This is a genomic window from Amycolatopsis sp. NPDC051903 (assembly GCF_044452505.1).
Taxonomy (GTDB): Bacteria; Actinomycetota; Actinomycetes; order Mycobacteriales; family Pseudonocardiaceae; genus Amycolatopsis.
In genome coordinates this window covers 19,655-42,021 of sequence record NZ_JBITBT010000015.1, presented here as the reverse complement: position 1 = coordinate 42,021, position 22,367 = coordinate 19,655, and the positions used below count along the sequence as shown (strand labels likewise).

At 71.4% G+C, this 22,367-nt stretch carries 20 protein-coding genes; 14 read left to right on the top strand and 6 right to left on the bottom strand.

Translation table 11 applies throughout. From position 1 onward, the window contains the following. Positions 1 to 166 precede the first annotated feature (166 nt). On the bottom strand, positions 167 to 1,237 hold the full coding sequence (gene rho, locus ACIA77_RS27845) for a transcription termination factor Rho (RefSeq protein ID WP_395888940.1): 1,071 nt from the start codon (positions 1,235 to 1,237) through the stop codon (positions 167 to 169). A 228-nt stretch (positions 1,238 to 1,465) separates the two neighbouring features. Here rho and ACIA77_RS27840 point away from each other — a divergent pair, with 228 nt between their 5' ends. The 3 genes from ACIA77_RS27840 to ACIA77_RS27830 all read left to right on the top strand — a co-directional run bounded on the left by ACIA77_RS27840 (position 1,466) and on the right by ACIA77_RS27830 (position 4,343). Beyond that, positions 1,466 to 1,753 carry a DUF6412 domain-containing protein gene (locus tag ACIA77_RS27840; RefSeq protein WP_395888939.1) on the top strand — a complete coding sequence of 96 codons (288 nt, stop codon included), beginning with the start codon at positions 1,466 to 1,468 and terminating at the stop codon, positions 1,751 to 1,753. Positions 1,754 to 1,845: 92 nt separating this feature from the next. Next, positions 1,846 to 2,514, top strand: a complete 669-nt coding sequence (locus tag ACIA77_RS27835) for a YidC/Oxa1 family membrane protein insertase (protein WP_395888938.1) — start codon at positions 1,846 to 1,848, stop codon at positions 2,512 to 2,514. Between the two features lie 656 nt (positions 2,515 to 3,170). Next, complete coding sequence (locus ACIA77_RS27830) at positions 3,171 to 4,343, top strand: Glu/Leu/Phe/Val dehydrogenase dimerization domain-containing protein (protein ID WP_395888937.1); 1,173 nt, start codon at positions 3,171 to 3,173, stop codon at positions 4,341 to 4,343. Here the strand turns inward: ACIA77_RS27830 and ACIA77_RS27825 are convergent. Further along, the gene (locus ACIA77_RS27825; RefSeq protein ID WP_395888936.1) at positions 4,340 to 6,355 is read right to left on the bottom strand and encodes a glycogen debranching N-terminal domain-containing protein; all 2,016 of its coding nucleotides are present in this window, start codon (positions 6,353 to 6,355) and stop codon (positions 4,340 to 4,342) included. The genes ACIA77_RS27830 and ACIA77_RS27825 overlap by 4 nt on opposite strands. Positions 6,356 to 6,519: 164 nt before the next feature. On the opposite strand from ACIA77_RS27825, the gene ACIA77_RS27820 reads away from it, so the two are divergent. Genes ACIA77_RS27820 through ACIA77_RS27805 form a run of 4 tightly spaced genes read left to right on the top strand, consistent with a single transcriptional unit; the run spans position 6,520 to position 10,712 of the window. Continuing rightward, on the top strand, positions 6,520 to 7,521 hold the full coding sequence (locus ACIA77_RS27820; protein WP_395888935.1) for a LacI family DNA-binding transcriptional regulator: 1,002 nt from the start codon (positions 6,520 to 6,522) through the stop codon (positions 7,519 to 7,521). A 26-nt stretch (positions 7,522 to 7,547) separates the two neighbouring features. After that, a complete protein-coding gene (locus tag ACIA77_RS27815; RefSeq protein WP_395888934.1) occupies positions 7,548 to 8,789 on the top strand; it encodes an extracellular solute-binding protein in 1,242 nt (413 codons plus the stop codon). A 10-nt stretch (positions 8,790 to 8,799) separates the two neighbouring features. Beyond that, positions 8,800 to 9,888 carry a carbohydrate ABC transporter permease gene (locus tag ACIA77_RS27810; RefSeq protein WP_395888933.1) on the top strand — a complete coding sequence of 363 codons (1,089 nt, stop codon included), beginning with the start codon at positions 8,800 to 8,802 and terminating at the stop codon, positions 9,886 to 9,888. Beyond that, positions 9,885 to 10,712 carry a carbohydrate ABC transporter permease gene (locus ACIA77_RS27805; protein WP_395888932.1) on the top strand — a complete coding sequence of 276 codons (828 nt, stop codon included), beginning with the start codon at positions 9,885 to 9,887 and terminating at the stop codon, positions 10,710 to 10,712. Before ACIA77_RS27810 ends, ACIA77_RS27805 begins: the two co-directional genes overlap by 4 nt. On the opposite strand, the gene ACIA77_RS27800 is transcribed toward ACIA77_RS27805, so the two are convergent. Further along, entirely contained in the window at positions 10,713 to 11,480 is a 768-nt protein-coding gene (locus ACIA77_RS27800; RefSeq protein ID WP_395888931.1) for an ArsR/SmtB family transcription factor, read from the bottom strand. Between the two features lie 56 nt (positions 11,481 to 11,536). Here ACIA77_RS27800 and ACIA77_RS27795 point away from each other — a divergent pair, with 56 nt between their 5' ends. Then, a complete protein-coding gene (locus ACIA77_RS27795) occupies positions 11,537 to 12,028 on the top strand; it encodes a hypothetical protein (RefSeq protein ID WP_395888930.1) in 492 nt (163 codons plus the stop codon). On the opposite strand, the gene ACIA77_RS27790 is transcribed toward ACIA77_RS27795, so the two are convergent. Beyond that, positions 11,910 to 13,373, bottom strand: a complete 1,464-nt coding sequence (locus ACIA77_RS27790) for a M81 family metallopeptidase (protein WP_395888929.1) — start codon at positions 13,371 to 13,373, stop codon at positions 11,910 to 11,912. The genes ACIA77_RS27795 and ACIA77_RS27790 overlap by 119 nt on opposite strands. Further along, a complete protein-coding gene (locus tag ACIA77_RS27785; protein WP_395888928.1) occupies positions 13,370 to 14,518 on the bottom strand; it encodes an ROK family protein in 1,149 nt (382 codons plus the stop codon). Before ACIA77_RS27785 ends, ACIA77_RS27790 begins: the two co-directional genes overlap by 4 nt. A gap of 156 nt (positions 14,519 to 14,674) precedes the next feature. On the opposite strand from ACIA77_RS27785, the gene ACIA77_RS27780 reads away from it, so the two are divergent. The 6 genes from ACIA77_RS27780 to ACIA77_RS27755 are packed head-to-tail and all read left to right on the top strand — an operon-like array spanning position 14,675 to position 21,558. Continuing rightward, positions 14,675 to 16,492: a peptide ABC transporter substrate-binding protein gene (locus ACIA77_RS27780; protein WP_395888927.1), complete on the top strand. Its 1,818-nt coding sequence runs from the start codon at positions 14,675 to 14,677 to the stop codon at positions 16,490 to 16,492. Positions 16,493 to 16,496: 4 nt separating this feature from the next. Further along, complete coding sequence (locus ACIA77_RS27775) at positions 16,497 to 17,456, top strand: ABC transporter permease (protein WP_395888926.1); 960 nt, start codon at positions 16,497 to 16,499, stop codon at positions 17,454 to 17,456. Further along, positions 17,453 to 18,283 (top strand): ABC transporter permease, encoded by an 831-nt coding sequence (locus tag ACIA77_RS27770; RefSeq protein ID WP_395888925.1) that lies wholly within the window; start codon positions 17,453 to 17,455, stop codon positions 18,281 to 18,283. The genes ACIA77_RS27775 and ACIA77_RS27770 overlap by 4 nt, the downstream gene beginning before the upstream one ends. Next, complete coding sequence (locus ACIA77_RS27765) at positions 18,280 to 19,911, top strand: dipeptide ABC transporter ATP-binding protein (protein ID WP_395888924.1); 1,632 nt, start codon at positions 18,280 to 18,282, stop codon at positions 19,909 to 19,911. Before ACIA77_RS27770 ends, ACIA77_RS27765 begins: the two co-directional genes overlap by 4 nt. Next, entirely contained in the window at positions 19,908 to 20,804 is an 897-nt protein-coding gene (locus ACIA77_RS27760; protein WP_395888923.1) for an ROK family protein, read from the top strand. Before ACIA77_RS27765 ends, ACIA77_RS27760 begins: the two co-directional genes overlap by 4 nt. Positions 20,805 to 20,853: 49 nt before the next feature. Beyond that, entirely contained in the window at positions 20,854 to 21,558 is a 705-nt protein-coding gene (locus tag ACIA77_RS27755) for a class I SAM-dependent methyltransferase (RefSeq protein WP_395888922.1), read from the top strand. On the opposite strand, the gene ACIA77_RS27750 is transcribed toward ACIA77_RS27755, so the two are convergent. Continuing rightward, positions 21,548 to 22,297, bottom strand: coding sequence for an MBL fold metallo-hydrolase (locus ACIA77_RS27750; RefSeq protein ID WP_395888921.1), 750 nt, complete (start codon positions 22,295 to 22,297; stop codon positions 21,548 to 21,550). The genes ACIA77_RS27755 and ACIA77_RS27750 overlap by 11 nt on opposite strands. Between the last annotated feature and the right edge of the window lie 70 nt (positions 22,298 to 22,367).

Here is a 22,367-nt window from a genome sequence, read left to right as displayed (position 1 = left end):
CGGAAACGCTGGGGTGCGGCGGTCGGCGCTGACCCGAGTGGCCGGCACGCCGGGCGACAGCGGGGGGCGGCTGACCGGCACGGACCGACTAGCGCGCGCCCCTCGGCGTCGAGCCGGAGGGGCTGGCGACGACTCCCAGCCGAACGCGCGGGTACGCGGCGCGGTGTCAGGCAGCGGCGGCCGCGGCCGGGGTGCCGAGGGAGGCCGCGACGCGGACCACGAACTCGGCGTTGGACTTGGTGGTGCGGACCTGGTCGAGGAATTGCTCGGTGGCCCGTTTGGGGTCCTGGGCGGCGAGGGCGCGGCGGACCTCCGTCATCACCTGCAGCTCGGCCGGGGAGAGCAGCAGTTCTTCGCGGCGGGTGCCCGAGGCGAAGAGGTCGATGGCGGGGAACACGCGGTGGTCGGCGAGGGTGCGGTCGAGGCGCAGCTCCGAGTTGCCCGTGCTCTTGAGCTCTTCGAAGAACACCGTGTCGGCTAGCGAACCGGTGCCGACGAGGGCCGTGGCGATGATGGTGAGCGAGCCGCCGTCCTCGATGTTGCGGGCGGCGCCCAGGATCTTCTTCATGGGGTGCAGCGCGCCGGCGTCGACGCCGCCGGACAGGATGCGGCCGGAGGCGCGGGCGGCGAGGTTGTAGGCGCGGCCGAGGCGCGTGAGCGAGTCGAGCAGCAGCACGACGTCGCGACCCGATTCGACGAGGCGCTTGGCGCGTTCGACGGCGAGCTCGGCGACGGCCACGTGCTCGGACGGCTTGCGGTCGAACGTCGAGGCGATGACCTCGCCGCGCACCGAACGCTGCATGTCGGTGACCTCCTCGGGCCGCTCGTCGGCGAGCAGCACCATGAGGTGCACCTCGGGGTGGTTGACCGCCACCGCCTGCGCGATCGCCTGCAGCACCGACGTCTTGCCCGTCCGGGGCGGCGCGACGATCAGCGCACGCTGCCCCTTGCCGACGGGCGCGACGAGGTCGAGCACGCGGGTCGTGAGCTGGTGGCGGGTGGTTTCGAGCACGAGCCGCTCGTCGGGGTGGACGGGCGTGAGCCGCTCGAACTCGGGCCGGTCCGGCACCGGCGGGGCGCCGTTGACCGAGACGAGCTGCTCGCCGTCGACGACGATTTCGTCGCCCCGGCGCAGGTTGTGCTTGCGGATCAGTCCGAACGGGACGGACGGCCCGCCCGGCGCGTAGCCGAGCGTGGCGGTCTTGCCGTGGACGTCGAGAATTCCTTGGTAGGACACGGTTACTCCTTACACAGGTGTGAGACGCGATCGACGGATCGCGGGAACGAACACGAGCTACTCGGGTTCGCGTGAAGAGAGGGAAACTCCCCCGGGCGGCCGAGCCGGCATCCATGGGGATCGGGGTGAGCATAACGCACCGGCCGAGAACGCCACAACACCCTTTCGAACTCGGCTACACTGGCGCCGGAACAGGGGGACGCACCACACACCGGAAGGGGACGCCGCATGCACGCACTGCTGCAGCTCGCGTTCCCGGCCGCCCACCTGGTGGAGCAGGGCGGCCCGGCCGCGTTCTTCGCGTTCGCCTCCGTGGTGGCGGCGAGCCTGCTCGTGGTCATCGTGGTCTCCAACGCGAACCGCGGTGAGCTGGCGACGTGGACGATCCCCGTGCGCGCCCGCCGGACCGCGTTGAACCAGCGCTCGCGCCGCGCCGCGTTCCTGCGGTTGCGCGATCCCGGCGCACCCGGCCGAAGCCGGCCCCGCGCACCCGGACAGCACTCCCCGGCTGCGTGACCCCTCGCTGAGTCCGATCAGGACAGTCTTCTTCGGGCACTCGCGCAGCCGACTCCGCTTGCCCTGAACCGACTTTCCCTCGGAGTGCTGTCATGCCCGGATTCCTCGACGTGCCCGTCGAAGGCGCGTACCACCTCGTTCACTGGCTCGCCTCGGCGACCGAACCCGTCACCGGCTCGTTCGCGGCCGCCCTCGCGATCGTGCTGTTCACCGTGGCCGTGCGGCTGCTGCTCGTGCCGTTCGCCCGAGCCGCGGCCCGCGGGCAGCGGGCCCGCACCGCACTGATGCCCGAAATCAAGAAGCTGCAGGAGAAGCACGGCAAGAACCGCGACAAGCTGGCCGCCGAGATGGCGAAGCTGCAGCAGGACTCCGGCACGTCGCTGTTCGTCGGGTGCCTGCCGATGGTCGCGCAACTGCCGTTGTTCTGGGTGATGTACCACCTCTTCAGCACCGCGGTGATCGCCGGCACGCCCAACGCGCTGCTCGGCAGCACCCTGCTGGGCGTCTCGCTCGGGGCCCACGGCCTCGCCGCCGCCCCGCTGGTGTTCGTGGTGGCCGGCCTGCTCGCCGTGGTGGCGTGGTTCTCGATCAGGTGGCAGGACCGTCAGCGCGATTTCACGGCGCCTGGTGCTCGGGTCCTTCGCCTGCTGCCTTATGGAACGGTTTTGGTCACTGTTTTTGTTCCCTTGGCTGCGTCGGTGTATGTGCTGACTACGACGACGTGGACTGTGGTGGAGAGGGTGGTGTTGTATCGGGGGTGAGTGGGGGGTGGGTGAGGGGGCCGTCGCTGGGTGGGTGCGGTTGGGTTGTGGTGGGGATGCGGTCCTGCGCGGGGGCGTGTTGCGGTGCGTAGGCACCCCGAAGCTTGAGTGTGACTACGGCCGCTGACCCCGTGTCAAGGCGGGAAAGCGTGCCTTGACACGGGGTCGGCGGCCGTGTGGAGGCTTCGGATCGAGGTGCCGGGCAGGGGCTGGGCGCATCCTCAGTGGGGCGGTCGAGCGGCGGTGTCGTATGCGCGTGGTGGGCCGCCGTTCGGGGGTGCGGGGTGGGGCTGGGTGCAACCTTGGTTGCTTAGTTCAGCGGCGGTTTCGTACGCGTGGTGGGCCGCCGTTCGGGGTGCCGGGTAGGGGCTGGGTGCAGGACTTGCTGCGTAGTTTGGCGGCGGTTTCGTATGCGTGGTGCGTCGCCGGTCGGGGTGCACGGCAGGGCTGGGCGCATCCTTAGTTGCCTAGTTCAGCGGCGGTTTCGTACGTGTGGTGGGTCGCCGTTCGAGGTGGCGGGCACGGGCTGGGTGCATCCTCGGTGGGTCTGTTGGGCGGCGGTGTCGTACGCGTGGTGCGGTGCCGGTCGACGGGGCGGGGCGGGTGGGGGTTGGGCGCGGGCTGGGTTGGCTCGTGCATCAGCAACGGAGGTGCGTGTGTTCCTCGAGGTGAGCTGGACCGATCCGGTGACCGGCTGCCATGGGTATCTGGTGGTGGATCGGCTCGTGCGGGGCGTGGCGAGTGGGGGGCTGCGGATGCGGCCGGGGTGCACGCTCGGGGAGGTGCGTGGGCTCGCCGAGGGCATGAGCCGCAAGGAGGCGCTGAATTACGATCCGGCCGGGCGGTACGTGCCGTTGGGTGGGGCGAAGGGTGGGATCGACTTCGATCCGCGTGATGAGCGGGCGCGGGGCGTGATCGAGCGGTACCTGCGGGCGATGCGGCCGCTCATCGAGCAGTACTGGACCATGGGTGAGGACCTCGGCGTGCGCCAGGACGACATCGACGAGGTGCTCGCCGAGCTCGGTGTGTCCAGCTCCGTGGTGGCGGTGCATCCGCTGCTCGACGATCTCGCCGCCGCGAAAGCGCGGCTGGCGGCGGCCTTCGAGGTGCAGGTCGGTGGGGTGGGGCTCGACGAGCTGGTCGGCGGGCTGGGCGTCGCCGAGGCTGTGGTGACGGCGTTGGGCCACCTTCGGCTCCCGGTGGAGGGCAGTCGGGCGGTTGTGCAGGGGTTCGGGTCGATGGGTGGGGCCACGGCGCGGTTCCTGGCCGAAGCCGGTGTGCGGGTCGTCGGGATCGCGGACGTGCAGGGGCTGGTCGTCGACGAAGGTGGTCTCGACGTCGAGCACCTGCTCGCCCACCGGGACCGCTTCGGGGCGATCGACCGGGCGCACCTGTGCCCCGGAGCGGCTGCGCGGCCGGCCGACGAGTGGCTCAAGGTCCCGGCCGAGGTGCTCGTGCCGGCCGCCGTGTCCTACTGCGTCGATGCGGACAACGAGCACCTCGTCACCGCGAAAGTGGTCGTCGAGGCGGCGAACCTGCCCGTGACCGCCGACGCCGAAGCTCGCCTGGCCGCCCGCGGCATCCCCGTGGTGCCCGACTTCACCGCCAACTCGGCCACCAACTCCTGGTGGTGGTGGACCTTCTTCGGCGACATCGGACCCACCGCGGACGAGGCGTTCGCCCAGGTCCGCACGCGCCTGCGCCACCTGGTCACGACCCTGTTCACCCACTCGAACCGGCACGGCACCACGCTGCGCGAAGCGGCGCAGGCGTTGTGCGACGCCAACGCTGCTGCGATCGAAGCGCGCTTCGGCGACGACGCCGCCTAGCCGAGGCGCAAGCCGGGCGGCAGGCGCAGGTCGGTCACCGTGCCGTCGGCCGTGAGCGTGACGTCGAGGGTGCCGCCGGCGAGGCGCAGGCCCGTCACGCGCAGGGCGCCCACCGGGCTGGGGCGGGGTGGGTCGAGCGTGACGACGCCGGCGGGGACGTCGACGCGCAGGCCCAGGAAGGTCACGAGCAGGGTGACCGCGGAAGCGGCCGCCCAGGCTTGCGGGCGGCAGGAGGCCGGGTAGGGCAAGGGTTCCGTCACGTCGGCGGCGCCGTAGCCGGAGAACAGTTCCGGGAGGCGGTTGTCGAAGGCGCCGGCGGCGTGGACCAGTTGCCGGCCGAGTTCGGCGGCGCGGGCGCGCTGGCCGGCGAGGTGCAGGCCGCGGACGACGACGGCGGTGTCGTGGGGCCAGACGGAGCCGCAGTGGTAGCTCAGGGGTGAGAAGCCACCCGCGGTCGAGGACATGGTGCGCAGGCCGAAGCCCGCCGCCATCGACGGACCCAGGAGCAGCGCCCCGATCGAATCGCTCTCGGCCTCGTCCAGGAACCCGGTGCCGAGCAGGTGGCCGATGTTGCTCGTCAGGGAATCGACGGGCTGTTTGCCGCCGTCCAGGGCCAGTGCGGGGAAGTGACCGTCCGCAGTGGACACCCAGAACCGCTCGCGGAACCGGGAGCGCAACGCCGAAGCCCACTCGGCCAGGCCGTCGGCCGGCTCGCCCAGCGCGGACAGCAGTTCGGCGGCGCGGACCGCGGCCTCGTACTGGTAACCCTGCACCTCGGCGAGCGCAACGGGCGGCTTGGCGATGGAGCCGTCGGCGAAGCGGACGGCGTCACCGGAATCCTTCCAGCCCTGGTTGGCCAGGCCGCGGCCCGACTCGTCGAGGTACTCGGCGAACCCGTCGCCGTCGGTGTCGGCGAGGCCGGTGATCCAGAACAGCGCCGCGCGCAGGTTCGGCAGCAGCTCGCGGACCTCGGCCTCGGGCAGGCCCCAGCGCCACGCGTCGTGCAGCAGGCACACCCACAGCGCGGTCGCGTCGATCGTGCCGTAGTAGCGCTCGGGCAGCGACATGCCGTGCACTTCGAAGCCGGCGCGCCGGCGCTCGTGCAGGATCTTGCCCGGCGCCTCGCCGGTCGCGGGGTCGTGGCGTTCGCCCTGGGCGCGGGCCAGCGTGCGCAGCGTGCCGCCGGCGAGCTCCAGCGAGAGCGGCAACGCGAGGCGCGCGGCCCACAGGCTGTCGCGGCCGAACAGCGTGAAGAACCACGGCGCGCCGGCGCCCGCGAACACGTCGGCCGGGTGCTCGCGTTCGGCCAGCAGCAGCGCGTCGAGGTCGGCGAGCGAACGGTTCAGCAGCGCGGTGAAGCGCCGGTCGTCGGCCTCCACCGAGGGGGACGGCAACCGCACGCCCGTGCCCGGCACGAACGGCGCCGCGGGGTCCTCCGCGGTCAGCGTCCACTGCAGCACCACCTGGTCCTCGAGCCGAACCCGCCACCGGATCAGCACCGCGGCACCGTCCACAGTGGTCCCGCCGTCGGTGGTGACCACGGCAGTGACCGGGCCCGACTCCCACCGCACCCCGCCGTCGACGCGCACGGGCACCAGCGGCGAAGCCTCACCACCGGACTTGATCACCTCGATCGGCGCGAAGTCGGCCGCCAGCGCGAGCTCGACGACGCACTCCACCGCGTCGGCAGCCGACGACACGAGTTCCAGCTCCTCCGCCACCCCGCTCGCCGTGACGCGGCGGTGCCGGCGCAGCCACACCGTCGGGTCCGGGCCGGGGTCGCCGAGGTGGCGCACGAGTCCGGTGAACGTCCCGCGGTCCGCCGCCGGCTCCTCGAAGCCGATCGGCGCCGGCTCGTGCCCGTCGACGGTCACCACCGCTTCGCTCACGAGGCGCAGGTCGCCGTGCAGCAGGCCCTGCGTCCCGTTGCCGCGGATCTGGCCGTCGCGACCCGAGAGGACGACGGTCGGCGCGCGCAGGGCGATCGCGAGGTCGTGGAGCAGCGGCTGCATGGGAAAAGTCCTCCGGTGGGGTCGGGTGCCCCTCGATTTGATCGATCAAACCAGCTTCGTGTCAAGTTCATGTGAAGTCTTGACAGGTCAGTGGCCAACGTTCAGAGTAGCCGCCAGGTTGAACGTTCAAATCGACGGACAACACCGGACAAACGGGAGGCGAGATGGCTCAGCGAGCCACGCTGAACTCGGTCGCGCAAGCGGCCGCCGTCTCCCGGCAGACCGTGTCGAACGTGATCAACTCGCCCGACCTCGTGAGCCCCGAAACCCGCGAACGCGTGCTCGAAGCCATCGAACGGCTCGGGTACCGCCCCCACACCGCCGCCCGCCAGCTGCGCACCACCCGCTCGCAGATCATCGGCATGCGCATCGCCCCGGCCGGCAACGGCGTGAGCGGCGTGGTCCTGGACCAGTTCCTGCACTCCCTCACGGCCACGGCCGAGGAGTACGACCACCGGATCATGCTCTTCAGCGCCGCCGACGACGAAGCCGAGACCCGCGCGTACGAGGACCTCATCGCCTCCGTCGGCGTCGACGGTTTCGTGCTCACCGGCACCCACCACCACGACCTGCGCACGCGCTGGCTCAAGGAGCGCGACCTGCCGTTCGTGACGTTCGGCCGGCCGTGGGGCGCGGAGGACGCGCACGGCTGGGTCGACGTCGACGGCGCCCGCGGCACGCGCCTGGCCACCGAGCACCTCGTGCGCCAGGGCCACCGGCGCATCGCGTTCGTCGGCTGGCCCGCCGGCTCCGAGACCGGTGACGACCGGCGCGCCGGCTGGGAGGCCGGGCTCGCCGCCGCGGGGCTCGGCGACCGGCCGCAGGCGCAGGTGTTCGACGGCGTCGAAGGCGGCCGCTCCGCCGCCGCGCGGTTGCTCGACGACGCCACCGCGCCCACCGCTTTCGTGTGCGCCAGCGACTCCCTCGCGCTCGGCGTCGTCGGTGAGCTGCGCGACCGCGGGCTGCGTCCGGGCGCCGACGCGTCCGTGATCGGCTTCGACGACACCCCGACGGCCGCGGTGCTCGGGCTGAGCTCCGTGGCCCAGCCGATCGGCGAGGTCGCCGCCGAGTGCGTGCGCCTGCTGCGCGCGCGGCTGCGCGGCGGGGCCGGCCCCGAACCCACCTCCACCCTGCTCGCTCCCCGGCTCGTGCTCCGCACGAGCTGACCCACCTGCACGATCAAGGAGGATCGATGCGTCACCCCCTCCCCAGGGCCGCCGGTGCCGTTGCCACCACCGGTCTGCTGCTCACGCTCACCGCGTGCGGCAGCGGCTTCGACGACTCGACGGCACCCGCGACCCAGCAGTCCGGACCCGCGTCGCTCAAGCTGATGATCGCCTCCAGCGGCGGCGCCGAGCTCAAGGCGGTGCAGGACGCGACGGCGAAGTGGGCCGCGGGGTCCGGCGGCTCGTCGGTCCAGGTGATCGCGGCCAACGACCTGCCGCAGCAGCTGAGCCAGGGTTTCGCCGCAGGCAGCCCGCCCGACGTGTTCGCCGTGGACGCCACGAAGTTCCAGGGCTACGCCGACGAAATGCTGCCGTACGGGGATTCGGTGTCCTACAAGGACGATCTCTACCCGACGCTGCGCACCACGTTCACCAAGGACGGCAAGCTCTTCTGCGTCCCCAAGGACTTCTCCACGCTCGCGCTCGCGATCAACACCGACCAGTGGACCGCGGCCGGCCTCACCGACAACGACGTCCCGAAGACCTGGGACCAGCTCAAGACCGTCGCGCAGAAGCTCACCACCGGCGGGCACACCGGGCTCGTGTTCAACGACACCCGCGACCGCGTCGGCGCGTTCATGGTGCAGGCGGGCGGCTGGACCCTCGACGCCGACCAGAAGAAGGCCACGGCCGACTCGCCGCAGAACCTGCAGGCGCTGACGTACGTGCGCGACCTGCTCGCCTCCGGCGCCGCCAAGTACCCCAAGCAGATCGGCGCGGGCGACTCGAGTGAGGCGTTCGGCCTGGGCAAGGCCGCGATGAGCGTCGACGGCAACTGGCTGGTCGGCGGGATGTCGAAGGACTACCCCAACGTGAAGTACAAGGTCGTGCCGCTGCCGGCCGGTCCGGCGGGCCCGGGCACGCTGTCGTTCACGCAGTGCTGGGGCATCGCGGCCAAGAGCAAGTTCCAGGACCAGGCCAAGCAGCTCGTCGACGCGCTGATGCAGCCGGCGCAGGAGCTCGCGTTCGCGAAGACGTTCGGCGTGATGCCCTCGCGCCAGTCGGTGCGCGCGCAGTACCAGCAGCAGTTCCCGCAGCAGGCCGCGTTCCTCGAAGGTGCCGACGCCGCGCACGGCCCGGTGACGCTGACCAAGATGGACCCGGTCCTCACCGACTTCGACGCCCAGATCCAGCAGCTGCCGGGCGCGGACCCGAAGCACATCCTGCAGCAGCTGCAGACCAACACCACTGCCGCGCTGGGTCAGTGAGGCAGCGGGCATGACCACGGTGCTCACCACCCCGGCCACCCCCGCCGCGCCACCATCCCCGGCGCGGCGGGGGGCCGGCCCCAGCCGGCGCGAGGGGCGCGTCGGCTGGCTGTTCCTCGCGCCGACGCTGGTGGTCCTCGGCCTCTTCTTCGTGCTGCCGATCGTGATGGCGCTGTGGGTGAGCGTGAGCGACTGGACCGGCAACGGCAGCCCGTTCTCGTCGCGGGTGCACTTCGTCGGCGGCGACAACTACGCCGCACTGCTCACCGAACCCGGCCTCACGCAACGGAACTTCGCCACGAGCATCCGCAACAACGCGTACTTCGTGCTGTTCGTGGTGCCGCTGCAGACGGCGCTCGCGCTGGGCCTGGCGATGCTGCTGCACCAGCGCAAGCTCAAGGGCAAGCAGTTCTTCCGCACGGCGTTCTACTTCCCCACCGTCACCAGTTCCGTGGCCATCTCGGTGGTGTTCCTGTTCCTCTTCTCCAGCAGTGGCACGGTGAACGCCGCGCTGAAACTGTTCGGAGTGGATGGTCCCAGCTGGTTCGCCGACCCGCGCGGCGTCTTCCAGCTCGCGCTCAACGGACTCGGGGTACCGCAGAACCCGCAAGCCCTGACCTCACACGGGTTCCTCGGACTGTCCTGGTGGGACTGGCTTTCGGGCCCGAGCGTCGCGATGTGCTCGATCATCGTGCTCGTGGTGTGGACGACCACCGGCGGCTTCATGCTGATGTTCTACGCGGCACTGCAGAACCTGCCGCCGGGCATCGACGAGGCCGCGCTGATCGACGGCGCCAACCCGTGGCAGCGCTTCTGGCGCGTGACCCTGCCGCAGCTGCGGCCCACGCTGTTCCTCGTGCTCACGCTCGGCCTGATCGGCACCTGGCAGGTCTTCGACCAGGTCTACGTGCTCAGCCGCGGCGCCCCCGCCAACACCACGCTCACGCCCGCGTACCTGTCGTATTCGACGTCGTTCATCGGCAAGGAATGGGGCCAGGGTTCCGCGATCGCGTTCCTGCTGTTCCTGGTGATCGTGGTGCTCACGCTGGGGCAGCGCTGGCTGCTGCGGGAAAAGGACGGACGGAGGAGCCGGCGGTGAAGCGACGCGGATACCTGCGCTGGGTCGGGTTCGCACTGCTCGTCCTGGTCGCGATCGCCTACATCTACCCGTTCCTCATCCAGCTCGCCACCGCGTTCAAGACCGACGCCGACGCCACGGCCCACCCGCTCACCCCGTGGCCGCACGAGTGGTCCGTGGCCGTGTTCGCCACGCTCGCCCAGCAGGACTTCCCGCGCTGGGCGCTGAACTCGATCTTCGTCTCCGTGACGATCACCGTCGGCCGGGTCGTGTTCAACTCGATGGCCGGTTACGCGCTGGCCCGGCTGCGGTTCCGCGGCCGCGGCGCGGTGTTCGGCGCGGTCCTCGCGATCCTCGCCGTGCCGAGTGTCGTGCTGCTCATCCCGAAGTTCTTGGTGCTCAACCAGTTCGGCATGTACGACACCTACGCGGCGATGATCATCCCGCTGCTGGCCGACGCGTCGGGCGTGTTCATCATGAAGCAGTTCTTCGAGAGCGTGCCGCTGAGCGTCGAAGAGGCCGCGCGCATCGACGGCGCGGGACCGCTGCGCACGTTCTGGTCCGTGGTGCTGCCGATGTCGAAGCCCGCGCTCATCACCATGACGATCCTGGCGTTCCAGGGGTCCTGGAACGAGCTGCCCCACTACATCGTGTCCCGGCAGGACCCGGCGCTGAACACGCTCACCACCGGCGTCGCGTCACTCGTGTCCGGCGAGCTCGGGCAGGGCAACCAGTTCCCGCTCAAGCTCGCCGCCGCACTGCTCATGACGCTGCCGGTGGCGATCGTCTACTTCATCTTCTCGAAGCGCTTCACGCGCGGCACGTACGAAGGTGTCGACAAGTAGTCAGGGCATGGTCCACGGCTGCTGCGGCAGCACGTGGCCGGTCTCCAGCAGCGACTTGAGGTTCGCCAGCACCGCGGGCCAGCCGCGGCCGACGTCGACCTTGGCCTGGTCGTCGGGCAGGTCCTCGTGGGTCACGGTCAGCCGCACGATGTCGTTGTACTGCTCGATGTCGAACGTGGCGCGCGACGGCGGTACGTCCGGGTTCCCGTTGTCGTACCAGGTGGTCACGAGCCGCTTGGGCGGCACGGCCTCCACCACGTCGCCGTAGACGTCGGCGATGCCGGAACCGTCGAGGCGCACGTGCTCCCAGCGGGAACCGGGCTGCCAGTCGGATTCGTTGCGGTGGCCCCAGAACTGCCCGGTCAGCTCCGCGTCGGTCAGCGCGTGCCAGACCTTCTCGGGTGTGCTCTCGATGTAGGTGACGTACACGTAACTCGGCTTGTCGGTCATGGTTTCCTCTGCTCGGCGTTTGACGGCGCTCAGGGCGCGCAGCCGGGGGCGCTCGAACTTGTCCACCCAGCGTTCCTGCATCTCGTGCAACGGGACGGGGTTGAGGTAGTGCAGCTTCTCCCGCCCGCGGCGGACCGTGCTGACCAGGTTCGCCGCTTCGAGGACCCCGAGGTGCTGCGTGACCGTCTGGCGCGTCATGGCCAGGCGGGCGCACAGCTCGTTCAGCGTCTGCCCGTTGTCCTCGTGCAGCTGGTCCAGCAGGTACCGCCTGGTCGGGTCGGCCAGCGCCTTGAACACCTTGTCCAGTTCCGGTTGCACACACACAGTAAGGCAGGTAGATGCCTGCATGTCAAGCCCTGAGGCATACTGACCTGGTGAGGAACGCGGTCAAGGCGTGGACGGTGGCGGCTACCGGCAGCGGGGTGCCGTCAACTCTGCACGCGATGCTCACGCGCCGTGATCCACTGGCCGCCACGCGCGCGGCCGGCACGCTGCTGCCCGGCGGCCGGGCCGGGGTCGTGCGCGGCACGCTGGTCCACGGGCTGGTGTCGGCGGGCTGGACGGCCGCGCTCGCGTACGTGGACCGCCGGCGCCCGCTGTCCGTGCGCGACGGCGTCGCCGCGGGCGCGGCCATCGCGCTGCTGGACCTGGAGGTCGTCGGGCGGCGCAACTCCGCGATCCGCGCGCTCCCGCGCGGGCCGCAGTGGCTCGACCACCTGGCCTACGGCGCGCTGACCGCGCTGGCGCTCAGAGCAGCTCGGGCTTCAGCTCCGGGTCCGCCGCATCGTCGTCGAAGGGGAACATCGGCCGCTCGATCCCGGCGTGCCCGAGGCGGAGCAGGTCCTGGTCGACGCCGCCGGGCGTGAGGGCCAGCAGCCAGCCGGCCGCCATGGCGAACAGTTCCGGCTCCAGGTAACCGATCTTCACGATCACCACGTCGGCTTCACGCGGGCGCAGGCCGAGCGCGAGGAAATCGGACTCCAGGTGGTAGGGCTTGCGCCGCGCCGTGACGATCACGCGCAGGCCACCGACCCCGAGCACCACCGCGGTACCGGCCACGGGGTCGTCGGCGTCGATGGCCTCGACGCGCGCGGTGACCGGCACCGGTCCGTGCGGGCCGGAATCGACTTTCCCGCCCAGCTCCACGGAAACGGTCGCCCCGACGCCCGCGGCCACGGCGGTGTCCACTGCGGACGGATCGACGATGGCGGCGTAGAGCGTGGTCAAGTCCGAGCCGGCGATGGCGGGCGTGCGCAGCAGCACGTCGAGGCTCCACGACGTGTCGCCGGCCCCACCGGCGGTCGGGTTGTCGCCGGAGTCGCTGACGAAGAACGGACGCGCCTGCGACGCCACGGCTTGGGCCAGGCATTCCGGCAAGGTGCCGGTCGGCGCCACGAACGCGAAGTCGCGGCGGGCGTCCCAATAGGACCGGGCCAGCCGCGCCGCCTGCTCGACGAGCACGTCCTCGTCGTCGCCGCTCACCACGACGGCGGCCTGGCACCGCGGTTCGTCGGCCCACGCGTACCCGACCCAGAGGGCCGCGTCGAGCACGCCGTCCATCACCTCGACCTCGTCGACCGCGGCGTAGATGCTCTTGGCCGGTTCGAGGCGGGTGCTCGTCTTCTCCCCGGGCAGCAGCACCGGCACCTGCACCCACGCCTTCTTCGGCTTGCCGCCTTCACGCAGCCGCGCGACGAGGTTGCGGGCCGCGCGTTCGCGGGTGTCCCACGCGTCGGTGTGCGGAGCCTTGCGGTAACACGTGATCAGGTCCAGTGCGGTGGCGAGCTCACGCGAAACGTTGCCGTGCAGGTCCATCGACGCGGAGATGAGCACGTCCGGGCCGAGGATCGAGCGGATCTCAATGGCCAGCACGCCTTCCACGTCGGTGCGCCCGACGACGCTCATCGCGCCGTGGATGTCGAAGAACAGCCCGTCGAGGCCGTCGGCCGCGCGGACGCGGTCCAGGATCTCCCCCGACAGCTCCGCGTACGCCTCCTCGGTGACCGCGCCGCCGGGCAACGACCGGGCGTGCACCAGCGGCACCCACTCGACCTGTTCGGTCCACGATGGACGGTCTCCAGCCAGGAATGGGTACCGCGCCAGGAGTTCCTCGCCCCGCATCACGTGGAAGTCGGCCGCGGTCGAGCGGTGCGGGGAGAACGTGCTCGACTCGATGGCGATCCCGGTGATCCCGATCCGCACCCGCTTCATCGTCTGCTCCGCATCGCGTCGTCGAACACTTCGTCCAGCACCAGCGCGCCCGCGCCGTAGAGGCCCGCGTCCGCGCCGAAACGCACCCGGTCGATGCGCAACTCCCTGGTGGCCAAGGGCAGACAGCGTTCGTAGAGCGCGCCGCGCACGGCCGCGACGAACGCCTCCGAACCGGACAGCGCGCCGCCGAGCAGCACCTCGTCGGGATTGGCGAAGTTCACCACCGTGGCGAGCACCTCGCCGAGCTGCAGACCCGCGCGCCGCACGGCGGTGGTCGCGGCCGGGTGCCCGTCCTCGGCCGTCGCCATCACCTGCGCGGTGCTCGTGACGTCCACGCCCTGTTCACGCAGCTGCGCGACGAGTGCGGCGCCGCTGGCGATCGTCTCGAGGCAGCCGCGGTTGCCACACGTGCACGGCCGGTCTTCGGCCGCGGCCACGCGCACGTGGCTGATGTCGCCGGCCACGCCCGCGCGGCCGCGGTAGAGCTGCCCGGTCACCACGAGCCCCGAACCGATGCCCGTACCCGCCTTGACCACGAGCAGCGTTCGGCCCGGCGACCCGGCCACGGATTCGCCCAGTGCCAGCAGGTTCGCGTCGTTGTCCACCGCCACGGGCACGTCGAAGTGCTCGCGCAAGGCGTCGCGCACCGCAAACCCGCGCCAGCCGGGCATGCGCGAGGGCAACGTGATCGTGCCGGCGCCGACGTCGACGGGACCGGGGAACGCGACCCCGACCCCCAGTTCGCGGCCCGGGCACCGCGCGTCCGCGGCGACTTCCCGCACGGCCGCCGCGAAGCCGGCCACGACCTCGGCGGGTTCGCGGCTGATGTCCAGCGGCCGTTCGGCCGCGTGCAGCAGGTTGCCCGCGATGTCGAGCGCGCCGAGCCGCACGTGCCGCGAGCCGACGTCGGCGGCCCAGACGTGGCCGAAACCGGCGTTGACCGACAGCAGCTTCGGCCGACGGCCCCCGGCCGAACTGCCTTCGCCGGTCTCGACGAGCACGCCCGCGGAGATCAGCGCCTGCGTCCGGACGGACACCGTGGACTGCGGCAGACCGAGCACCCGCGCGAGATCCATCCGCGAAACGGCGTGCTCGTGGGCGACGAGCCAGAGCAGGCGCAGCAAACCGGCGGAGTCCTGGGCCACGGCTGTCACCTACTTACATCATTCTTGATGAAACTCTCGGGAAACTCACCGGCCAAACAGCCTCTTGGCAATTTCCAACCCGCGTGCGACATTACACGGCAACCAAGAACAGGCCCAGTCCCACGACATCTACTTACATCAAGGATGTTGGAAGTGATGCGGAAAGCTCGACACCGGTGGCGCGCCGCGCTCGGGGTCTCGCTCGCCGCCGTGCTGGCGCTCTCCGGGTGCGCGACGAGCCGCGAGCAGCACGGCGGCGGTTCGGGCGAACCCGTGGACGGCGGCACCGTGCGGTTCGCGCTGCCCCCGTCGGCGACCCCGAACTGGATCATGCCGATTTCGATCCCGGGTTACGGCGCGAGCTACAACGGCGCCGTCCGCGCCGAGCTGTACACCCCGCTCTACAACTACGACGGCACCTCCGGTTCGGTCGCGCTCGACGACCCGTCCAGCGCCGCGAACCCGCCGAGCTACTCGGCCGACGGCAAGACCGTGACGATCACGCTCAAGCCGCTCACCTGGTCGGACGGCAACCCCGTGACCAGCCGCGACGTCGAGTTCTGGCTCAACCTGGTGCGCGCGGGCAAGGACAACTGGGGCAAGTACTCCGAAGGCCTGATGCCCGACAACATCAAGGCGTTCCACGCGGTCGACGACCACACGTTCACGCTCACCCTCGACAAGCCCTACAACGCCGACTGGTTCACGGCGAACCAGCTGAGCCTCGTGGTGCCGATGCCGCAGAAGGCGTGGGACCGCACGAGCGCGGGCGGCCCCGTCGGCGACTTCGACCGCGACCCGGCGGGCGCGACGAAGGTGTTCGACTTCCTGGTGTCGCAGGCCAAGCAGCTCGGCACGTACGCGACGAATCCACTGTGGCAGGTCGTGAACGGCCCGTTCACCCTCGCCGGGTTCACCGCGGCGGGGCAGGTGACGCTGAAGAAGAACCCGAAGTACACCGGCCCGGACCCGGCGAAGCTCGACACGGTCGTGTTCCTGACCTTCACCGGTTCGTCGGCCGAGTACAACGTGCTGCGCGCCGGCGGCGTCGACTACGGCTACGTGCCGACGTCGAACCTCGGCCAGCGCGCGAAACTCGAAGCGCAGGGTTACCGCGTCGAACCCTGGAACGGCTGGTCGATCACGTACTCGCCGTTCAACTTCAGCAACCCTCAGCTGGGCAAGGTGTTCTCGCAGCTGTACGTGCGCCAGGCGCTCCAGCACGCCGTGGACCAGGACGCCATCACCGAGGTGATCTGGCGCGGCACCGCGCGCGCCGACTACGGCCCGGTGCCGCAGGACAACGACGCGAAGTACCTGTCGCAGCGGCAGAAGACCAACCCGTACCCGTTCGACCTCGACGCCGCGCGCAAGCTGCTGGCGGAGCACGGCTGGCGGCCCGGCTCCGACGGCGTGTTGTCCTGCGCCGCACCGGGATCCGGTTCGGGGCAGTGCGGCGAGGGCATCCCGGGCGGCACGCGGTTGTCCATGACCATGCTGACCGAATCGGGCTCCGACGAGACCGACGGGACGATGCAGGAGCTGCGCTCGGAGCTGTCGAAGATCGGCGTCGAGCTGAAGATCAACGCGCAGCCGCTCAACACCGTGCTGGCCAACGGCACGGCGTGCAAGCCGGAGGAACCCGCGTGCTCGTGGCAGCTGTCCTACTTCGGCACGCAGGGCAGCTGGTACTTCCCGGCCAACCCGAGCGGCGAGCAGCTGTTCTTCACCGGCGCCGGCACGAACTTCGGCAGCTACTCCGACAAGCACGCGGACGAGCTGATCACCGCGACCAACCTGGCCTCGAGCGACCAGCCGATGTTCGACTACAGCGCCTACCTGACCGAGCAGCTCCCCGTGCTCTGGCTGCCCAACCCGCCGTACCAGGTGTCGGCGATCGACACCGCGCTGCGCGGGGTGAGCCAGGACCCGCTCGCGGGGCTGCAGCCGCAGCGCTGGTACTGGACGAGGTGAGGGCATGACTCGCTACATCGGCAAACGGCTGGTGCTGGCCGTCGTCGTGGTGCTGCTGGTCACCGTGGTCACGTTCGTGCTGCTGCACCTGCTGCCCGGCGGGCCCGCGCGCGGCGTGCTCGGGGTGAAGGCCACGCAGGACCAGATCGACGCGTTCAACCGGGCGCAGGGCTTCGACCAGCCGCTGCCCGTGCAGTACTGGGACTACCTGCTGCGGCTGCTGCACGGCGACCTCGGCGATTCGTACACGCAGAACTCCCCCGTGTCGACGCTGCTCGAAGAACGCGTGCCGAAGACGCTGCTGCTCACAGCGATCTCGACGCTGCTCGCGATCGTCGTCGCGCTGCCCGTCGGGGTGTGGCAGGCGGTGCGGCGCGGCAAGGCGGCCGACCACGTGACCACTGGCGTCACGTTCCTGCTGTACGCGACACCGGTGTTCTTCCTGTCGCTGGTGCTGATCATCGTGTTCGCCCAGGTGCTGCCGTGGTTCCCGGCGCAGGCCGCGCAGGGCGAGACGATCGGGGACCTGCTGGCGCAGCCCGGTTCGCTCGTGCTGCCGGTGGTCGCCGGCATGGGCGCGGCGCTCGCCGCGTTCAGCCGGTACATGCGAGCGTCCACACTGGACAACCTCGCCGAGGACTACGTGCGCACCGCCCGTGCGAAGGGCACACCGGAGCGCACGATCATCTGGCGCCACGTGTGGCCCAACTCGCTGACCTCGGTCGTGTCGATGCTCGGCTACTACGTCCCGGTCGTGTTCAGCGGTTCGCTCGTGGTGGAGTCGATGTTCAACTACCCCGGCGTCGGCCTGCTGTTCTGGACGGCCGCGCGCAACGCCGATTTCCCGGTGCTGCTCGGGGTGGTGCTGGTGATCGCCGTGGCGACCGTGCTCGGGTCGCTGCTCGCGGACCTCGTGCAGCTGGCGATCGATCCGCGCGTGCGGGTGAAGGGAGCGCGGTCGTGACCGTCCTTTCGCGGGTCTTCGCGCGGCGCACCGCGCTGGTCGGCGCGATCCTCCTGCTGCTGGTGATCCTGTTCTGCTTCGTCGGACCGCTCGTCTACGGCACGGACCAGTCGCACACCGACCTCGCGGCGGCCCGGCTGGGGCCGGGCGGCGGGCACCCGCTCGGCACCGACGACCTCGGATACGACGTGCTCGGGCGCCTGATGGTGGCCGGGCGTACGTCGCTGATCATCGGCGTGCTGGCCGGGCTCATCGCGACGGCGATCGGCGCGGTGTGGGGCGCGCTCGCCGGCTACACCGGCGGCTGGCTCGACACGGTGCTCATGCGCGTCGTCGACACCGGTGTCGCGATCCCGGCACTGTTCCTGCTGCTGGTGGCGGCCACGCTGGTGACGCCGAGCGTGGGGGTGCTGGCGCTGATCATCGGCTGCGTGTCGTGGCTCGTGCCGGCGCGGCTGATGCGCGCGGAGACGGTGAGCCTGCGCGAACGCGACTACATCCGGGCGATCACGGTGCTCGGCGCGAGCCGCACGCGCGTGGTCTTCCGGCACGTGATCCCCAACGCCATCGGCACGGTGGTGGTCAACGCGACCTTCCAGATCGCCGACGCGATCCTGCTCGTCGCGTACGTGAGCTTCCTCGGCCTCGGCGTGCCGGCGCCCGCCACGGACTGGGGCGCGATGCTGTCGAAGGGCATCACCTACACGTTCGACGGCGCGTGGTGGCTGATCCTGCCGCCGGGCATCGCGATCGTGCTCGTGGTGTGCGCGATCAACTTCGTGGGCGACGGACTGCGCGACGCGTTCGCGGTGAAGGGACGGCGATGACGGAGCCGGTGCTCGACATCCGCGACCTGCGGGTGTCCTACGGGGACGGCGAGCCGGCTGTCCACGACCTGTCGCTTTCGGTGGCGCCGGGCGAGATCGTCGCGGTGGTCGGCGAGTCGGGGTCGGGCAAGAGCACGGCCGCGCTCGCGGTGCTGGGGCTGCTGCCCGCGTCGGCGACGGTGACCGGTTCGATCGAGCTCGCCGGGCACGCGGTGCTCGACCTGCGTGGCGAGGAGCTGCGGAAGCTGCGCGGACCGGCCGCGGGCATGGTGTTCCAGGAGCCGATGACGGCGCTGAACCCGTTGCTGCGCGTCGGGTTCCAGCTCGCGGAGGCGATCCGCAACCACGACCCGCGGCGCCGCCGCCACCAGCACTACTACCCGCGGTGCGTCGAGCTGCTCGACCGCGTCGGCGTGCCGGACGCGGCGGCGCGGCTGCGGCAGTACCCGCACGAGCTCTCGGGCGGGCTGCGCCAGCGCGTGCTGATCGCGATCGCGCTGGCCGCCGGGCCCAAGCTGATCATCGCGGACGAGCCGACGACCGCGCTCGACGTGACGGTGCAGCAGCAGATCCTCGACCTGCTGCGCGACATCCGCGACACCGAGGGCACGGCGACGCTGCTGATCACGCACAACATGGGGGTGGTGGCCGACGTCGCCGACCGCGTGCTCGTGCTGCGGTCCGGCCGGCTGGTCGAGGAGGCGCCGACGGCACAGCTGTTCGCGGCGCCGCGAGCCGCCTACACGCGGGAGCTGCTGGCGGCCGTGCCGCGGCTGGGTGCCGGGGTGCACGACGCGGCCGCCGCGGCGCCGGAGAAGCCGGTGCTGGCGCTGACGGACGTCGTGGTCGAGTACGGCGGGAAACGGGCCGTGGACTCGGTTTCGCTGCGCGTCGGGCCGGGCGAGATCGTCGGGCTGGTCGGTGAATCCGGCTCGGGCAAGACAACACTGGGCAACTGCGCGCTGGGCCTGGTGACCCCCAAGTCCGGCCGGGTCGAGGTGCTCGGTGGTCCATTGCCGCGCGGGACCGGACGGGCCGCGAGGGCGGTGCGACGGCAGATCGGCGCGGTGTTCCAGGACCCGGCGTCGTCGCTGGACCCGCGGATGACGGTGGCGCAGACGGTGGCCGAACCGCTGGTCGTGCACACCTCGGCCGGTCGCGCGGAACGGCAGCGGCGGGTGCGGGAGCTGCTCGACGCCGTGGAGCTGCCGGAATCGGTGCTGGAGCGTTACGGTCACGAGCTCTCCGGCGGGCAGCGCCAGCGAGTGAGCCTCGCGCGGGCGCTCGTGCTGGGACCGAAGCTGCTGATCGCCGACGAGCCGACGAGTGCACTCGACGTGTCGGTGCAGGCCGTGGTGCTCGACGTGTTCAAGCGGCTGCACGAGGAGTTCGGGTTCGGCTGCCTGTTCGTGAGCCACGACTTGGCCGTGGTGGACCGCGTGTGTGACCGCGTGGCCGTGCTGCGCGCGGGCGAGCCGGTGGAGCAAGGGCCGGCCGCGCGGGTCTTGCGGGACCCGGAACACCCGTACACCAAGGCGTTGCTGCTGTCCTCGCCCGTACCGGACCCGGCGGTGCAACGCGCCCGGCGGCTGGAGCTCGCGGCACCCGACGTGGATCCCGCGGCGTGAACGGACTGTGGGCCGGGGTCGACATCGGCGGGTCGAAGACGCTGGTCGTGGTGTGCGACGGCGATGGGCAGGAATTCGCGTCGGTGTCGGTGGATTCGGGCGCGCACCTCGGCGGCGACGCGATCCTCGACCGGGCGGCGGCGCTGGTGACGTCGGTGGTGCCCGCTTCGGCACTGGCCGGGGTGGGCGTCGGCGCGGCCGGGGTGGTCGAGCCGGAGACCGGGAGGATCGTGGTCACGGGCGATTCGTTCACGGGCTGGGCGGGCACGGCGGTCAACGCCGGCCTGTCGGCGCGGCTCGGCGGCGTGCCGGTGCTGACGGAGAACGACGTGAACGCGTTCCTGCTCGGCGAACTGTCCACTTCGGACCGGCACGTGCTCGGGGTGGCGCTGGGCACGGGGGTCGGCGGGGCCGTGTTCGTCGACGGCGCCCTGCTGCACGGCGGTGGCACGGGTGCGGGCGAGATCGGGCACGTCGGCGACTACGGACCGGCGCCGTGCACGTGCGGGCAAACCGGGCACCTGGAGGCCTACGCGTCGGGCCGGTCGCTGGCGCGCCGCTACGCACTCGCGACCGGCTTGGAGGTCCGAGCCGAGGTGGTGGCGGAGGCGGCGCTGGCGGGCGACCAGGCGGCGCTGACGGTGTTCACGGACGCCGGGCGCTTCCTCGGGGAGGCGATCACGCACGCGTGCGGCTTGCTGGGCATCGCCACAGCCGTGGTCGGCGGTTCGGTGACGAATTCGTGGGCGCTGCTGGAGAAACCGATGCAGGAGGCGCTGCTGGCGCACCCGCTGCTGTCCGGGTCGCCCGTGGACGTCCGGCTGGCGCGGGGCGGTGCGAAGGCCGTCGCGCTCGGGGCGGTGGCGCTGGCGCGTTCGGTCCGTCCTGAGTAGACGGTTGCGGGTGCGCGCTACCCTGGAGGCGGAACTTTGGGGGTTCGTGATGCGCGCAGAACTGGACAAGAAGGCCGACCAGGTGTCGGCGATGTTCGACGAGGTCGCCGAAGGCTACGACCGCACGCGGTCGGTGCTGTGGTTCGGGCAGATGGGCCGGTGGGGCCAGGCGGTGTCGCGGGCGCTGGACCTGCGCCCGGGACAGCGGGTGCTGGACGTCGCGTGCGGTACCGGGACGTCGTCCCGGGCGCTTTCGCGGCCCGGCGTGGCCGTCGTGGGCTGCGACTTCTCGCCCGGCATGCTCGCCGTGGCCCGGCGCCGCGTGCCGTCGCTGGAGTTCGTGCCGGGTGATGCCCTCGATCTGCCGTTTCCCGACGGCTCCTTCGACGCGGCGACGATCTCGTTCGGCCTGCGCAACGTGCACGACCGCGTGCGGGCGCTGGCGGAGATGCACCGCGTCGTGCGGCCCGGCGGGCGGGTGGTCGTCGCGGAGTACAGCCACCCGACCTCCGCGTTGACGCAGGCCGCCTTCCAGGCGTACCTGCGGAAGGCGGCGCCGCGCATCGCCCGCGCGCTCAGCAGCAACGCGCCGGCGTACGACTACCTCGCCGATTCCATCCTCGCGTGGCCCACGCAGCCGGAGCTCGCGGCCGACCTGCAGCGCGCGGGCTGGACGCGAGTGGAGTGGCGGGATCTCACCGGTGGTGTGGTGGCCCTGCACCGCGGCTACAAGAGCGAGGACGTCAGAGACTGACTTCCTCGCCCGGCTTCAGCAGGTGCAGGCGCGCCGGTTTGCCGGCGAAGGCCTCCTCCAGCGTGCCCGGACCCTGCGTGAAGTGACCCCAGCCCTCGAAGTGCAGCGGAACGACGTCGGTGGCCGAGAGGATCTCGGCGGCCTCGGCGGCAGCCGTGGACTCGAGGGTGAGGTACGCGTCGATCAGCGGGGTGCGAGCGGCGCCGGCGAACAGGACCGCGATGGGCACCGAGCCGAAGCGGCCGGCGATCTCGCGCACGCGCTCCAGCGACGCGTTGTCGCCGCTGACGTAGACGGCGGGCAGGCCGTCGGCGGACAGCAGGAAACCCGTGACCTCGCCGACCTTGGCTTCGGAGCCTTCCGGGCCGTGCAGCGCCGGCACGCCGGTCACGCGAACCCCGCCGCGCAGCTCGACGTGCGCCCAGTTCGGCAGGGCCTGCGCGGTGCCGCCGAGGCGCTCGGCGCCGGACGTCGTGGTGAGGGTGAGCGGCGCCGTCGCGAGGTACTCGCGGCCGCGGCGGTCGAGGTTGTCGGGGTGCTGGTCGTGCGAGAGCAGGACGGCGTCGACCGGACCGACCTCGTCCGGGCTCAGCACCGGGCCCGTCGTCTTGACCAGCGCGCGGCTGCCGATCGGGTGTTCCCCCGGCTCGTCGAACGTCGGGTCGGTGAGCAGCCGCACGCCGCCGTAGGTGATCAGCGAGGTCGGGCCGCCGAGGTGGCGGAGGGTGAAAGTGGTCATGCCGTTCATCCTGCCTCGCTTTCGCAGGACGCCGTGAGTGGCAGAGATGCCCTGGGCCGATGAGATCCTG

Coding starts and splice junctions, on each gene's coding strand:
- ACIA77_RS27840 (WP_395888939.1), top strand. CDS start 1,466: ATGCACGCACTGCTGCAGCTCGCGTTCCCGGCCGCCCACCTGGTGGAG.
- ACIA77_RS27835 (WP_395888938.1), top strand. CDS start 1,846: ATGCCCGGATTCCTCGACGTGCCCGTCGAAGGCGCGTACCACCTCGTT.
- ACIA77_RS27825 (WP_395888936.1), bottom strand. CDS start 6,355: ATGCAGCCGCTGCTCCACGACCTCGCGATCGCCCTGCGCGCGCCGACC.
- ACIA77_RS27820 (WP_395888935.1), top strand. CDS start 6,520: ATGGCTCAGCGAGCCACGCTGAACTCGGTCGCGCAAGCGGCCGCCGTC.
- ACIA77_RS27815 (WP_395888934.1), top strand. CDS start 7,548: ATGCGTCACCCCCTCCCCAGGGCCGCCGGTGCCGTTGCCACCACCGGT.
- ACIA77_RS27810 (WP_395888933.1), top strand. CDS start 8,800: ATGACCACGGTGCTCACCACCCCGGCCACCCCCGCCGCGCCACCATCC.
- ACIA77_RS27790 (WP_395888929.1), bottom strand. CDS start 13,373: ATGAAGCGGGTGCGGATCGGGATCACCGGGATCGCCATCGAGTCGAGC.
- ACIA77_RS27780 (WP_395888927.1), top strand. CDS start 14,675: ATGCGGAAAGCTCGACACCGGTGGCGCGCCGCGCTCGGGGTCTCGCTC.
- ACIA77_RS27775 (WP_395888926.1), top strand. CDS start 16,497: ATGACTCGCTACATCGGCAAACGGCTGGTGCTGGCCGTCGTCGTGGTG.
- ACIA77_RS27765 (WP_395888924.1), top strand. CDS start 18,280: ATGACGGAGCCGGTGCTCGACATCCGCGACCTGCGGGTGTCCTACGGG.
- ACIA77_RS27755 (WP_395888922.1), top strand. CDS start 20,854: ATGCGCGCAGAACTGGACAAGAAGGCCGACCAGGTGTCGGCGATGTTC.
- ACIA77_RS27750 (WP_395888921.1), bottom strand. CDS start 22,297: ATGACCACTTTCACCCTCCGCCACCTCGGCGGCCCGACCTCGCTGATC.